The organism is Streptomyces sp. NPDC107528 (genome assembly GCF_055639295.1).
The window spans coordinates 317,645-332,004 of record NZ_JBVKAV010000005.1; the positions used below are offsets into that span (position 1 = coordinate 317,645).

General features: G+C 71.0%; 12 protein-coding genes. 1 reads left to right on the forward strand and 11 read right to left on the reverse strand.

The features are described 5' to 3' along the window. Positions 1–10: 10 nt before the first annotated feature. The 11 genes from ACZ7L5_RS18355 to ACZ7L5_RS18405 all read right to left on the reverse strand — a co-directional run bounded on the left by ACZ7L5_RS18355 (position 11) and on the right by ACZ7L5_RS18405 (position 13,452). Entirely contained in the window at positions 11–1,789 is a 1,779-nt protein-coding gene (locus ACZ7L5_RS18355; RefSeq protein ID WP_471517758.1) for a cation:proton antiporter, read from the reverse strand. A gap of 26 nt (positions 1,790–1,815) precedes the next feature. Then, positions 1,816–2,853, reverse strand: a complete 1,038-nt coding sequence (locus tag ACZ7L5_RS18360) for a cytochrome d ubiquinol oxidase subunit II (RefSeq protein WP_471517760.1) — start codon at positions 2,851–2,853, stop codon at positions 1,816–1,818. Beyond that, positions 2,850–4,343 (reverse strand): cytochrome ubiquinol oxidase subunit I, encoded by a 1,494-nt coding sequence (locus tag ACZ7L5_RS18365; RefSeq protein ID WP_471517763.1) that lies wholly within the window; start codon positions 4,341–4,343, stop codon positions 2,850–2,852. Before ACZ7L5_RS18365 ends, ACZ7L5_RS18360 begins: the two co-directional genes overlap by 4 nt. A 36-nt stretch (positions 4,344–4,379) precedes the next feature. Further along, complete coding sequence (locus ACZ7L5_RS18370; protein WP_471517765.1) at positions 4,380–5,219, reverse strand: SDR family oxidoreductase; 840 nt, start codon at positions 5,217–5,219, stop codon at positions 4,380–4,382. 163 nt (positions 5,220–5,382) lie between these two features. Continuing rightward, positions 5,383–6,963, reverse strand: a complete 1,581-nt coding sequence (locus ACZ7L5_RS18375; protein ID WP_471517767.1) for a GMC oxidoreductase — start codon at positions 6,961–6,963, stop codon at positions 5,383–5,385. 127 nt (positions 6,964–7,090) lie between these two features. Then, positions 7,091–8,002, reverse strand: a complete 912-nt coding sequence (locus tag ACZ7L5_RS18380) for a cyclase family protein (RefSeq protein ID WP_471517769.1) — start codon at positions 8,000–8,002, stop codon at positions 7,091–7,093. Between the two features lie 159 nt (positions 8,003–8,161). Then, entirely contained in the window at positions 8,162–9,610 is a 1,449-nt protein-coding gene (locus ACZ7L5_RS18385) for a chloride channel protein (RefSeq protein ID WP_471517772.1), read from the reverse strand. Between the two features lie 18 nt (positions 9,611–9,628). Next, positions 9,629–9,934, reverse strand: coding sequence for an SHOCT domain-containing protein (locus tag ACZ7L5_RS18390; RefSeq protein WP_471517774.1), 306 nt, complete (start codon positions 9,932–9,934; stop codon positions 9,629–9,631). 92 nt (positions 9,935–10,026) lie between these two features. Further along, complete coding sequence (locus ACZ7L5_RS18395; RefSeq protein ID WP_328877217.1) at positions 10,027–10,470, reverse strand: DUF6325 family protein; 444 nt, start codon at positions 10,468–10,470, stop codon at positions 10,027–10,029. A 169-nt stretch (positions 10,471–10,639) separates the two neighbouring features. After that, the gene (locus ACZ7L5_RS18400; RefSeq protein ID WP_471517776.1) at positions 10,640–12,649 is read right to left on the reverse strand and encodes a spermine/spermidine synthase domain-containing protein; all 2,010 of its coding nucleotides are present in this window, start codon (positions 12,647–12,649) and stop codon (positions 10,640–10,642) included. 146 nt (positions 12,650–12,795) lie between these two features. Next, positions 12,796–13,452: a TOPRIM nucleotidyl transferase/hydrolase domain-containing protein gene (locus tag ACZ7L5_RS18405; protein WP_471517778.1), complete on the reverse strand. Its 657-nt coding sequence runs from the start codon at positions 13,450–13,452 to the stop codon at positions 12,796–12,798. Positions 13,453–13,638: 186 nt separating this feature from the next. On the opposite strand from ACZ7L5_RS18405, the gene ACZ7L5_RS18410 reads away from it, so the two are divergent. Continuing rightward, positions 13,639–14,349, forward strand: a complete 711-nt coding sequence (locus ACZ7L5_RS18410) for a DinB family protein (RefSeq protein ID WP_471517780.1) — start codon at positions 13,639–13,641, stop codon at positions 14,347–14,349. Positions 14,350–14,360: the final 11 nt, after the last annotated feature.

Consider the following 14,360-nt stretch of genomic DNA (forward strand, 5'->3'; position numbering starts at 1 on the left):
CGCCCCCGCTTCAACCGGCCGTGTCCACGCGCGGTGCCGGCGCGGGCCCGAGCAGCACGAGCGTGTCGCCCTCCGCGGCCGTGACCGCCCGTGCCTCGGTCGTCGGCTCCAGGCGCCCGTCCGGCCGTACGACGAAAAGCGTCTCGTGCCCCGGCGGATACGGGGCCGACGCGGGCTGTACGTGGAAGCGGGCGCCGTGCGCATGGCGGTCCGCGACGGTGTGGCGGACGAGTTCGCGGCCGAAGAGGATCTCTCCGGAGGTGTAGGGGGCGACCACGCCCCGGGTGTCCGGCGGTGGGCCCACCCGGTAGACGGGGCCGTCGACGCTGTCCCGCAGGACGACCGAGACGAGCGCGTTGAAGTCGTCGTCGTCCGTGAGGAGGAAGACCGACGTGATGCCTTCCAGGCGGGCTTGCGGATCGGTCGCCACGGCCATGAGTTCCCCGGCCGCCTGCTCGATGCCCGCCGCCTCGATCCGGGCCCGCCCCCGGGTGGATCCCGCCCACATCAGCACGTCCAGCCCGGCCGTGCGCAGCGCCCGGGCGAGGTCCACGACCCACGGGTCGTCGCCCAGCAGCAACGGCCGGAAACGCGCGGTGCGTACGACGTCCAGCTTGGTGGCCACGGGCTTCGCGGTCAGTCCGTAGACGAGGACCGTGCCGACGATCACCAGGAAGGTGACCGGGAGGATCTTGTCCGCGTCCCGCAGACCCTCGTCGGTGAGCGCGGCCGAGAAGGTCGTGGCGGTGGAGGCGGCGACGATGCCGCGCGGGGCCATCCAGCCGATGAGGGCGCGCTCCCGGCCGGTGAAGTCCGTCCTGAGGGTGGACAGCAGCGCGATCACCGGCCTGACGAGCAGGACGAGCGCCGCGACCAGCACGAGGGTGGGCAGCAGCACCGGAACGAGCGAATCGGGCGTCACCGAGGCCGAGATGGCGACGAACAGCAGACCGATGATCAGCTGCACCAGCGTCTCGAAGAACGGCCGCCGCGCGGGCATGTCGAAGCCCGGCAGGTTCGCGGCGACGAGGCCGGTGACGATCGCGGCGATGAGTCCGGTGTCGTCGTACACCGCGTCGCAGCACGCGGCCACCACCACGACGACGGCGAGCTGGGCGAGCGTGCCGAGGGTCTCACCGAGGCGGAGCAATCGGAGGGTGAGCCACAGGAGCGCGGCCCCGACCACGCCGCCCGCCAGACCGACGGCGATGCTGCCCAGGAACGAGCCCACCCGGAAGTGACCGGTCCGCAGGCCGCCGGCGACGATGGAATGGAAGACGACGGCGCCGAGGATGCCGCCGACGGCGTCGATGAGGGAGCCCTCCCACACCAGCACACGCCGCACCTTGTCCGACGGCTTGACGTGCTCCAGCAGCGGACCGACGACGGTCGGCCCGGACACCACGAGGATCACCCCGATCATGCTGGCCACGGCCGCCGGAACGCCGAACAGGGCCGGCCCCACGGCCATCACCGCCGCCCAGGTGAGCACCACTTGGAACACCAGGAGCCGGATGACGGTGTTGCGGGTCGCCCCCGTGAGCAGACGCATGTCCAGCCCCAGCCCGGCGTCGTACAGGATGAGCGCCACCGACAGCGACACCAGCGACGAGAAGTCCTCTCCGACGAGCTGGTCGGGGTGGACGATGTCGGTGAGGGCTCCCGCGGTGAACCCGGCCGGCAGGAGCACGATCAGGGCCGGGATCCGCAGCCGGCCGGCCAGGATCTGGGAGCCGACGGCGAGGGCCACGACCAGGGCGAGCCCCAGCAGGATGTCGTCCTCGCTCACGGTGCCCTCACCCTTCGCCGCGGGGCTCAGCCGTCGTCACCGGCACCGAGCCGCAGATCGGTGTCGGTGAGGCCCTCCAACTCCCCGTGGGTGTCCAGCCAGTACAGGAGGACGACCGCGGGCATGACGAGCACGACGGCGACGAGGGTGACCACCCCCAGCCAACGCAGCGTCGTGTCCGCACCCGCGCCCTGCGCGATGGTCAGGGAGGTCGGGACGAGGTACGGCCGCTGTGCCAGGCCCCAGGCGATGACCGCGGACGCCACCACGCCGACCGCGGTGACCCGCGACCATGACCCGGACGGGCGGATCAGCAGCCAGGCGGTGGCCAGGGTGCTCACCGCCGCCACGATCACGAACACGAGTCCCGCCCCGTGGGTGAGTCCGTGCCACACGTGCGCCGCGTCGTCGTGCGCGACGATCAGGGTCACCACCGACAGAGCGGCGACGGCGGCCAGGGCGGCCAGTGCCCGCCGCCGGAAGTAGCCGTCCAGGTCCGGTGCTTCGAAGCGCCGGGCGTCCGCGGCGAGGAACACGGCGCCGAGCAGGGCGGTGGTCGCCACGGCGAGCACGCCGAACAGCAGCGGGGTGGGGTGGGCCCAGGCGTGGTCCGAGGGCTTGGCGTCCGCGGTCACCCGACCCGACGCCACACCGCCCGCCGCGGCGCCGAGGAAGAACGGGGTCAGGAGCGAGGAGACGGCGAACACAGCGCCGTACAGGCGCCGTCCGGCCAGCCGCTGGGCGGGCTTGCGCAGCGCGAACCCCGCGCCGCACAGGACCGTGCCCACGACGGCGAGAGCGAGCGGCAGCCACATCGACTGGAACAACTGCTGGAAGAGGACCGGGAAGCCCGTCCACATGATGACGAGTACGAAGATCAGCCAGACGTTATTGACCTCCCACACGGGCGCCATCGCATGGTCGACCAGCCACCGGGGCCGCTTGCCGCGCTCCGCTCCGCCCGCGATCAGGTCCCAGAACCCGGCTCCGTAGTCGGTGCCGCCCGCGCAGGTGTAGGCGGCGATCGCGAGCAGCAGGACGACGGCGATGACATCGGCGATCACGGCCGGCCCTCCGCGGACGCGGACGGTCCGTCACCGCCGGAGGGCGCGGCACCGGACGGGACGGGGGGACGCGGCCCGTAGGGGGTGTCCGTCTCGGGCGCCTCCGTGCTCGCCCGCGCCCCGGTTCCCGCCCTGTCCTCCTCGTCGGCGAGCCGCCAACGGGTGCGCATCCGCAGCAGGATCGCGAGGAACGACCCGAAGATGAACACATACACGACGACGACCAGGCCGAACATGGTCCACAGCGTGCCGGACCGGGTCGAGGTGACCGCTTCGGCGACCCGCATGTTCTCGTAGACGATCCACGGCTGGCGCCCCACCTCCGTGGTGATCCAGCCGCATTCGACGGCGACGACGGAGGCCACGCCGGACACGGCGGCGCACCGGTAGAACCAGGGCGAGGCGGGCAGTCGGCGCCGCCGCCACCAGATCAGGGCGTACCACAGGGCGAGCACCGCGAGCAGCGAGCCGATGACGACCATGGCGTCGAAGGCCCAGTGGGCGATGGTCGCCTGGGTGGCGTTAGGCCGCTGGTCGGCGGGGACGGAGGTGAGCCCGGTCACCCGGGTGTCGGGGCTGAAACCGGCGAGGATGGAGTCGAGTTGCGGAATCTTGATGCCGCCGGAGATGGTTCCGTCCGGATGCAGCCGGCCGAACAGGTACTCCGGCATGTGCGTGTCGGTCTTCCAGACGATCTCCATGGCGGCGAACTTCACCGGCTGCTTCTGGAAGACCTGCCGGGCGATGGAGTCGCCCAGCATGAACTGCACCGGCGTGAACACCGCGGCGACCGTGAACGGGACGGCGAAGCCGAGCCGGTGGTAGCGGTCCCGGCGCCCGCGCAGCCAGCCGACGGCGTAGACACCGGCCACGATGTAGCCGGCCGTCACGAGCATCGCCACGACGAAGTGCCAGTACTGCGGGCCGAACATCGGCGTGAAGATCGCCTTCCAGATGTTCACGTCGACGGGGTCGCCCGCGGAGTCGAGGCGGAAGCCACGCGGCGTGTTCATCCAGGAGTTGGCCGCCAGGATCCCGAAGGCGCCGAGCAGGGCCGTGGCGGGCAGCGGCAGAGCGAGCAGGAAGTGGGTCCGGGCCGGGAGGCGTCGCCAGCCGTACAGGTAGATCGCGATGAGGACGGCCTCCAGGAAGAAGGCCCACGCCTCGACGCCGAACCCGATGCCGAAGACATCGCCCCACCTGCCCATCAGGCCCGGCCAGAGCAGCCCGAACTCGAAGGACAGCACGGTGCCGGTGACCACCCCGATCGCGAACTGGACCGCCATCACCGCCGACCAGCGGCGCGCCAGCAGCAGGGCCGTACGGTCGCCGCGGCGCAGCCCGTAGCCGTGCAGGATGAGCGTGATCAGCGGCAGGGCCACACCCAGGGGCACCAGGATGATGTGGGACGCCAGGGTAAAGGCCATCAGGGATCTGGCCGGCAGCATCTGCGCCGGCGCGTCCGCCAGCACCTGCAAAGTGATGTGCATGGATGGGTTCCGTCCGGGGCCGTCGTGCGTGCGCTGTCAGCCGCCGGTGGCGAAACCGGGGAAGAGGGTCATCCCGCCGTCCACGTACAGCGTGGCGCCCACCACGTAGTCCATGAGGTCGGAGGCGAGGCCGACGGCCGCGTGCGCGATGTCCTCCGGGTCGCCGACGCGGTCGTAGGGAATCAGCTTGAGGAGGTCGTCGCGGGCCGCGGGCGTCTCCCAGGCACTGCGGTTGATGGGGGTCGCGATGGCGCCCGGGGCGATCGCGTTGACGCGGATCTTCTTCGGCGCGAGTTCCTGCGCGAGCGTCTCCATCATCATCTGCACACCGCCCTTGGACGAGGCGTAGTTGACGTGCCCGGCCCACGGGATGACCTGGTGCACGGAGCTCATGCAGATGATCTTGCCGGCGGCGCGCGACACCTCCGGGACGACACCGCGCCGCAGGAACTCCTTGGTGGCCTCCCGGGCGCACAGGAACTGCCCCGTCAGGTTGACGTCGATGACCTTCTGCCACTGGGCGAGGGTCATCTCGGTGAACGGGGCGTCGCGCTGCAGGCCGGCGTTGGCGACCAGGATGTCGATCGTGCCGAACTCCTCGACCATCCGGTTCGTCATGGCGACGACCTGGTCCTCGTTGGAGACGTCCGCCTCGTAGGCCGCCGCCCGCACACCGAAGGACGTGATCTCCTCGACGACCTTCTCGGCCTCGTCGCCGCCGGCCACGTAGTTCACCACCACGTCGGCGCCCGCCCGGCCCAGAGCCACGGCCGTCGCCCTGCCGATGCCGGAGTTCGCGCCGGTAACCAACGCCTTCTGGCCCTTGAGCAGGTGGGCGGGGATCACGTCGCGGGGCACGCCCTCGGGGGAACTCACGATGACTGTCTCTCCATTGCGTGGCCGGGTCGCCCGGGCCGTGGCCCGGAGGTCAAGGGGTCACACAATCACCGCGGGCGCGCGGCGGCGCGTGGCACGAGCCGGTGTTGGGCCGACCGGCTCAGGAACTTCGCCCGCTCGAAGGCGAGTCGCCGGGCCCCGCTCAACCCAGCCGTTCCAGGAGGTGATCGCCCACCCGCAGGGCGTTCGCCATGGCCGTCAGGGACGGGTTGACCGCGCCGATGCTCGGGAAGAAGCTCGTGTCGACCACGTACAGGTTGTCGACCTCGTGTGCCTTGCAGTGGACGTCCAGGGCGGAGGACGCCGGGTCGGTGCCGAACCGCACCGTGCCCGCCTGGTGCGCGGTCGCCCCGATGGGCATCCCCTTGTGCAGGTAGATGCTGTGCGACAGCAGGTGGTGCTCGTGCATGCCGAGATGACCGAGCATGTGCTGGAGCTTGTGCCGCAGGCGCTTCAGCCCGGCCGTGTTGTTGTCCTCGTCGAGCGTCAGGCGGATACGGCCGTCGCCCTCCAGCGTGACCCGGTTGTCCGGCAGCGGCAGATCCTCCCCGCACAGCCAGAAGTCGACGGCGTGATGGGCCAGCACCTCGAAGGGCATGTCGGGGGCCACCGCCCCGGCCCAGCGCGGCGCCTCGCCGTGGATCTGCTCGGCGTCCGACTTGCCGAGCATCTGGATGCCGCCGAGCGGATACTCCCAGTCGTCCGCGCCGAGGTACCAGTCGTGCAGTGCCAGCGTCTTCTGGAACCGGGTGTCGTTGGGCTCCTTCGACACGGCCATCAGCGCGAGGTTGTTGTGCCGCATGTAGTGGCGGCCGACGACGTCGGAGCTGTTCGCCAGCCCGCCCGGATGCCGGTCGTCGGCCGAAGCGAGCAGCAACGCGGCCGAGTTGACCGCTCCGCACGCCACGACCACGATGTCGGCCTCGAAGCGGGCCTCATGCCCGTCGGCGAGCGTGGCGACGACCGCGGAGACGCTGCGCCCCGTCGGGTCGGTGTCGAGGCGTGTGACGTGGGCGTTGGTGATCATCTCGACATTCGGTTGCCGCAAGGCCGGTTCGACGCAGACCACTTGGGCGTCGGACTTGCCCCGGACCAGACACGGGAACCCGTCGACCCGGTTGCAGCGGATACAGGCGCTGAAGTGGGTCGCCCCGCCGTTCGCGTCCTGGGTGAGGTCGACCCCGATGGGCAGATGGAAGGGGTGCAGGCCCTGCTTCTCCAGGTCGTCGCTCAACTGCTGGATGCGCGGCTCGTGTTCGACCGGAGGATGGGCGTACTGCTCGCTGTACGGGCCCTCCCAGGGGTCCTCGCCGTGCCGCCCGTGCACCCGGTAGAGGTGTTCCGCCTGGGTGTAGTACGGCTCCAGGTCCTCGTAGCGGATCGGCCAGGCGGGGGAGAGGCCGTCGTGGTGACGCAGCTCCCCGAAGTCCTCGGGCCGCAGCCGGAACAGGGCCGCGCCGTAGAACTTGGTGTTGCCGCCGACGTAGTAGTTCACCTCGGGCGGGAACTCGTTGCCGTGCTTGTCCAGCCAGAACTCCGGGGCCCGGTACTTGCCCTTGACGAACACGGCCGTGGAGTCCCAGTTGTCGCGCTCACGCGGGAGGTAGTCACCGCGTTCCAGGATCAGGACCCGCTTGCCCGACGGGGCCAGCCGGTGGGCGAGCGTTCCCCCGCCGGCTCCGGTGCCGATGATGATGACGTCGTACTGGGGCGAGTCGCCCATCACGACCACCGTCCTTGGCTGGGGTGGTCTCCCGCCGCGGCGGTGACCCGGACACGTCTGAGGGCCCTCTTCGAACGTATACGGACCCCGCAGATGCGGCATCCGCAGGGGAACCCGCCCCGGTCGCTCACAGAACGGCGATCGGGTTCACCGGCGAGCCGGTGGCGGACGGAAGCCGCAGCGGGGCGACCACGCACAGGAACTGCGAGCGCGACGCACCGGCGCAGACCTCCGCGAGCTCCTCGAGGTCCAGCCAGTCCAGCAGGTGCAACCCCATGGCGTTCACGGCCAGGACGTGCACGGGGTAGCCGACGCCGGTCACCGCGCTCGGTGCCGCGTCGTTGTTGCCGTCCGATCCGAGTACGGCGACCCCCCGCTCGGCCGGGAAGCGCATCGCCTCCGGATGCAGTCCGGCCCTGGCCTGGGACGGGTCCCAGGCGCCGAGACTCCGTCGCCGGCCGCGATGCCCCACGCGCACGAACAGCAGATCCCCCGGGCCGACCGTGACCCCCTGTGCGGCCTCGGCGGCCTCGAGGTCCTCGGCGCTCACCTGCTCGCCGGGCTCCAGCCACGGGACGCCCCGCAGCCGGGGGATGTCCAGCAGCACACCGCGCCCGACGATGCCGTCCCGCACGAGGTCCAGCGTCAGGGCGCCGGCGTGGTCCGGCGTCACCGTGCCTGCCGGGACGCCGCCGTAGAGCCGGCCGTCGAACATGACGTGACAGAGCGCGTCGAGGTGGCTGTCGGCGTCGCCGTGCACGTTCATGGCGAACCGGTCGCGGGCGAAGTGCAGCCCGTGGGCGGTGGACTCCTGCGCCGTCGGGGCGACCATGCGGTAGGACGCGGGCTGCGGATCGTCGGGCCCCGGCACGGTCTCGATGGGTGCGGCGAGCGAGACGGTACGCCCGGTACGGACCTCGCCGACGGCGGCGACGACCCGCTCGGGCGTGAGCCGCGACAGCGCCCCGCGGGGACCACCGGTGCCGTCCGCCTGCTCACGTAACCTGCGGTACAGGGCCCGGAAGGCCGCCTCGGACATGTGCTCCGGCGCCGAGGTCCGCGGACGCGAACTCATCGCAACCGACGGCCGAGCCCGGCCGGGCTCCGCTGAGCGGTGACCTGGACGAGCACTGCGAGCGCGGTGCGCTTTCGGCGATCGGCCATGTGAACTCCGTTTCCATGGTGGCTCCCGGCAGCGTCAGGCGCCCTCCGACCGGGCTTCCGGTGCACCGGAAGCCCGGTCGGCCGAGGGCCCGTCCGGTGGGCCGGAACTCGGGTGGGCCGGGGGCCCGTCCGGTGCGGGGGCCGGCTTGCCCAGCGGTGGGACGGGACGGCCCGGGGGGAGCAGTTGGGCCGTCACGAAGCCCACCACCGCCGCGAGCAGCACCACGGGAGTCATCGCCGCGCTGCCCATGAGCAGCACGACCAGCACCGCACTGCTCACCGGCAGTCGCAGCGCGGCCGCGGCCGAGGCCGCCATGCCCGCCGCCAGGCCGGGCACGACTCCCAACCCGGGCAGGGGTGCCAGCAGGACGCCCAACGCCGCGCCCAGGAACAGCGCGGGGAAAATGGGACCGCCGCGCAGACTGCCCAGACACAGCGCGTACGCCGCCCCCTTGCACAGCAGCACGGCGATCAGAGCGCCGACGCCCCAGGAGTGGGGGTCTTCGGCCAGCCTGGCCAGCGTGGCCTGGCCGGAGGACGCCACGTCCACCGGTGACCGGTCGACGGCCAGCGTGTAGACCGTGCCGCACGCCCCGGCGGCCAGGGCGCAGACTGCCGTATGGACGACGGTACGTTTTGCGACGAACACCGCGGCCAGGCGCCCGGTGTCGAGGATCAGGTGCACAGCGATTCCGATCGCGACGGCCATCGGAATCGTCCAGAGCACGTCCCCGGCGTCGAGGCGGGGCGTGGGCACCCCCAACGTGAGCGTCAGGTTGCCTATGGACAGCCCGGTCCAGCGGCCGAACCCGGTGAAGATCAGCGACCCGATGCCGCTGGACAGGAGCGCAGGCAGCATGACGGCGAACAGCCGCGGCCCGCCCACTCCGGCCACCTCGATCAGGATCACCGCTCCGACCAGCGGGTTGCCGAAGATCGCCGGAAGCGCCGCAGCTGCGCCGGCCGCGGCGAGAAGTGCCGTGTTCTGCGCCGTGACCGGGGCGCGCGCCAGTTGCCCGAAGAGCAGGGCCAGACCGCCGCCGAGCGCGATCAGCGGGGCTTCGGGGCCGAGGGTGGCACCCAGCGGCAGGCTGGCCAGGGCCGCCAGGATGACCCCCGGCAGGGTGACCGGGGGCTGCCCCGAGGCGTGGAGGCCCGCGGCGGGAACGTGACCGCCGGCTCCCGGCAGATACCGGACCACGAGACCGACGGTGATGCCGGCGAGCGTCAGTAACGGCAGCGGCCACCACCACGGAGGGGTGTCCCAGCCCAGCCCCGAGGGCAGGTCGGCCCACAGCAGGTGTTCGAGTTCGTGCAGCGCGGCCAGGAACCAGAACGCGGCCAGCGAGACCGGGACACCGATCAGCGCGGAGAAGACGAGCGCCTTGTGGTAGGCAGGGGTGCGCAGCAGCTCGCGCAGCCGGTCGGCCTCTTCCGGCTGCGTACCGGTGGCGGGCGCGGCCGAGGGCCCCGGCTCAGGCACGACCCCGTTCCCCCCGCGTCAACCGAGGACCTGGCGCTTCTGGGCCGCGAATTCCTCGTCCGTGAGCACGCCCTGGGCCTTGAGGTCGCCGAGCTGCTTCAGCTGGTCGATCTTGCCGGCCATCTCGTCGGCGCTCGACTGCTGCGCGGCCGGCGCGGGTGCGGCGGGGGCCGGCGGTGCGACGCCCTGCTGGTAGGCGACCTGCCGTTCGGTGTCCTGCTGGGCCCACCGGCCCGCCTGCCGCCGTGAGACGCGGTTCGACACGGCCGTGGCCGTCCCCGCGACGACGGCGGTGCGGGCGACGCCGCGAAGGAGTCCTGGCATGTCACTCATCTCCCCTGTGATCCGTGGGTGGTGTGGCGCCGGCCGGTGTGGCACCGGGTGGCGTGGTGCTGCGAGGGCGGCATCGGTTCCCCCTAGGGCGCCGCCGTCGCCTCGGCGGCCTCCAGCGACGCCAGCAACGCGTCCACGGGGATGCGCCCACTGGCCACCACCTCGGCCCCGCCGCGCCGCAGCGCACGGGCCAGGGGCGCGGCCCAGACGTTCTCGTACACGACGACGGCGGCGGAGTTGCCGGCCTCCAGCGCGGCACCGGCGTCGTCCAGGTCGCCCTGGTCCAGAAGTCCTGACGAGGCTCCCTCGAACACGGTCAGGTCGACCTCGTCCCCGACGTTGCGGAGTTCCACCAGCTCGACCGAACCGTCGGTGCCCTTGTGGATGAAGACGAGGTCGAGGATGCGGATGACGCCGCCCTCGACCAGGTCGACGAGCAGGGGCAGCCCCTCACCCGTCATACGGCTGCCGGGGAACTCGACGATCAGGTAGTCGACGGGCCCCATGTCCCCGATGTCCTGGTGCATGGCCACTCCTCAGAGGTGGGTACGGGCCCGGTCACACTTCGTCGGACGTCGGTCGCCCGCGGCGCAGCCGGAGGATCAGACCCTCCAGCCATTGCAGCACTCGGCCCGGCGCCCTGCATGTTCACGGGGCGCCCGGGCCCCCGGCGTCCGACCGGATCCCCGGCCGATGTCAGGTTTTGACGCTCACCGTCTCGTCGGGCATCCGTGTCGTCTGCCCGCCCGGTCCACGTCCGGCGTAGTGCATGGCGATGCAGGCCCCCAGGTACAGCGCGGCGACGACCAGCAGCAGCGCCTGATAGCCCGTCATCAGGGCCAGGTACTCGAGCGCGCCCCCGGTCAGCGCACCCAGGAGATTCGCGCCGAACGCCGACGTCGGGTCGGCGGCCTGCGCGAGCCGGTCCGAGAAGATGAGGTTGGCGCAGAAGATGGGCGCGAAGGCCAGGGCGATGGCGGCGGCCAGCCGGCCCGCGGTGGGCAGGGAGAGCACGGCCTGCGGCGGGACGAGAAAGGCCACCGCGAGAGAGCCGAAGAGCATCAGCTGCAGCACCAGCATGTTGACCCGCCGCAACCTGCGCCGCACCTCGACCGCGGCCAGGACGGAGAGCAGAACACCGAAGAAGACAAGGGCGTTGACCAGCCAGGTCGTGCCGAAGTAGAGCGCGAAACCGATCACGTTCTTCGTTTCGAGCAACAGGAAGGCCGCGCCCAGCAGGAACATGTCGAAGTAGCGGAACGTGCTGCGGATGCGGACCCCGGCCAGGCGCACCGACAGCAGTGTCACCAGCAGGATCGCACCCAGGGCGCCCAGATAGATCGTGGGGATGGTCCGGTGCAGCAGATACGGGAACGGGTGGTCGTCGGTCGCGGCCGCCGGGACCGGCCCGCTCGGCTGCCAGGTCTGCTTGCAGGACTGGTCGGCGGGGGTCATTCCGGCCACCAGCACGGCCGCGTTCCGTTTGAACGTCGTCATGCAGGGGGCGTGGCCGTACAGGTCGTCGAGGTCGCCGGCGAAGCGGTCGACCAACCAGCTCTTGCGGTAGTAGTTGTACATCGCGAACGCGCCGTCCGGCGTCAGGTGATCGCGGGCCGCTTCGAACGCCTGCCGGGTGAAGAGGTAGCTCTCCAGCCGCAGGTTGCTCGCCCCCGACACCAGGGTCAGGGAGTCCGGCAGCGCCAGGATGATGAGGTCGTACTTGGCGTTCGTCCGCTCCAGGAACGCCCGCCCGTCGTCGATGTGGACGTGCACCCTGGGATCGTCGTACGGCCTGGCGGGGTGCAGCTGCGCGCCGATCTCCTGGAGGCGGGGATCGATCTCCACCGCGTCCACGTGCTGTGCTCCGTGCGCCAGCGCGACGGCGACGTCGTTGCCGTTGCCGGCTCCGATGATCAGCACGCGCTTGTGCGGGTTGCGGGGCGTCTGGTCGTACGCCTGCCGATAGGGCGAGTTCTCCCGCATCAGCACCGGGAGCGGCGCGGTGCTCTGGTGCGGGACACCGTTGGCGGAGATGTAGTACGTCCGCGTGGTGGTCGGCGAGGACTTCAGCTCGATCTTGTAGTACGGCGACCAGGAGATGCCGGCCGTCGTCGACTCCAGGAACAGAGCGGCGACCATCGCCGCGAGGGGGACGCCGTAGAAGAGGGTGTTGCGGCGGCCTCCGATGATCAGCAGGGCCACGGCCGCGAGCACACCCCACACCACCGAGGGGGCGCGCAGCCAGGACAGTACGGCGAAGGAGACCGAGCCGGTGATGCTGCCGAGCAGGTCGTAGCGGTAGGCGTCGAGTGAGGGGAGTTGGCGGAAGAGGTCGGCGGTGATCTTGCCGATCCCCGCCATGATCACCGCGGTCAGCAGGAAGATCGCCGGCAGCGTCACCCACTGGGGAAGGCCGGTGGTCTTCACGGCGGTGAAGTAGATGACCTCACTGCTGCTCTGACGGACCTGGACCGGATACGTGCGCACGAGGATGACGAGCAGAGCCAGGGGGATCGGGGTCCAGCGTTTGAGCCACTGTCCGCGCGCGGCGGGGAGCAGGAAGCCGATGCCGATACCGAGGAACGATCCCAGCAGGATGAAGTTCGAGAAGTAACTGAGATGGACGACGTTGGCGCCTGCCCATCTGATCAGCGCCAGCTCTACGAAGAGCATGGTGGTGCTGGCGAGCACCAGCCTCCAGCGCACCGAACTTACCTTTTGTCCGGAATCGGTCAGCTTCATGCCGGATTACGGTGCCATTTCCGGGTCGACGAGTCGAGATGCCTTGCCGGTGGGAGTCGCGGACATTGAGGCGGACACCGGACAGGAGCACTGTGGCGAGAAGCGGGACGTCAGACGTGTTCGAGGAGGCGCTCCAGCGGCCGGGGCACACGATCGAGGTCCAGGTGCGCGACCAGCGACTGCGCGTAGAGCGCCTTGCGACCGCTGTGCGTGCCCATGAAGCGCCGCAGTTGGTGTTCCACCGGCCGTTCCCGCTGGGCCGGCTGGTTCCGGAAGGTCTGGAAGGGGCGCGACTCACCCTCGGCCTCGATCACCTCCTGCACGTTCTCGGCGCCGAGAGCGCGGATCAGCTCGTCCTCCAGGTCGGCGACACACATGTGGAACCCGAGTGCCTCCAGCCCGGCGTGGGTGAGACCGGACCCGAGTCCGACCCGCTCCAGATGGCGCCGGAAATGCCGTTCCTCACCGATGTCGCAGAGACCGGCCAGCGGGAGGCCGAGCCCCGGCGGACCGCACACGTCCAGGAAGTGCCCGATATTCGTCGCACCTCCGAGCGGCACCACCGCGACGCCCTCCGTACCGAGGTCACGGCCGTGACGCGTGGCCAGCGCTTCGAGCGCGACCTGATCGCTGCTTCCCTCGACGAGCACGATCGTCCGCACCTGGCCGCCGGCCAGCTCCCGCGCCGTCGCGGCGGCCGTACCCGCCCTCGCGCCGCCGGCCGCCCAAGTGACCACCGCGCGGCGCCATCGCGTCAACTCGTCCACGAGACCTCGCTTCCCCGAGCCATCGTGACACGCCGGAGATCCTGTACGCGCGGACGTTTTCCGTGGGCGCGTGGGCGCGTGGGCGCGTGGACCCGTGGGGCACGTAAATCCGTCGCGCCCCGCGCGCGTGAGCCGTTAGCCTCCGGCTGAGGCGCAGTGGGATGCGTTTCTCGAAGGGGGCCCGGCATGGACATCGGTGGCGTGCGGACCGACCGATTCGGCTTGCTGCTCGACCAGTTCGACCGCGCCAGGGAGATGGCGGAGGTACGGCTCACGGGACTCGGCGACGAGGAGTACCTGTGGGAGCCGGCACCCGGCAGTTGGTCGATCCGGCGCCGGGCCGAGGCGACGACGCCGAGAGCCTTCGGGCCGGGTGAGTGGCTGCTGGACCAGGGCGCCCCGGACATCCCCTCCAACGAGTACGCCGAGGTCGCCCGGCAGGCAGTCGGCGGCATGTCCGTGGCGAAGATCGCCGAGGACTGGAGCGTGAGCGTCGAACGCGTCGAGCAGATCCTCGCCCACACCGGCCCGACCGAGCCGGACGAGACACCGATCACCACGATCGCCTGGCGGCTGGGCCACCTGCACTACCAGTTCGCCGGCCAGTGGGAGTGGACCTTCGGCGAACGGCGTCAGGACCCCAAGCTGATGGTCGACTTCAGCCCGTCCGCCGCTTTGACGCTCGACCGCTTCTGGGCAGTGCTCGACCGCTGGCGCGAGAGCGTCGGCGCCATGACGGACGAGCAGCTCGACACGATCGGCTTCTCCCAGTACCCCTACGGCTCCGACCCCGACGAGCCGTTCATCTCCGCCCTGTGGGGTGCCAACCTCGAGCTGATCCACCACATGGCCGAGATCGCGCTCCTGCGAGACCTGTGGCGGGCTCGCCGTACGTGATCAGCGTCCCG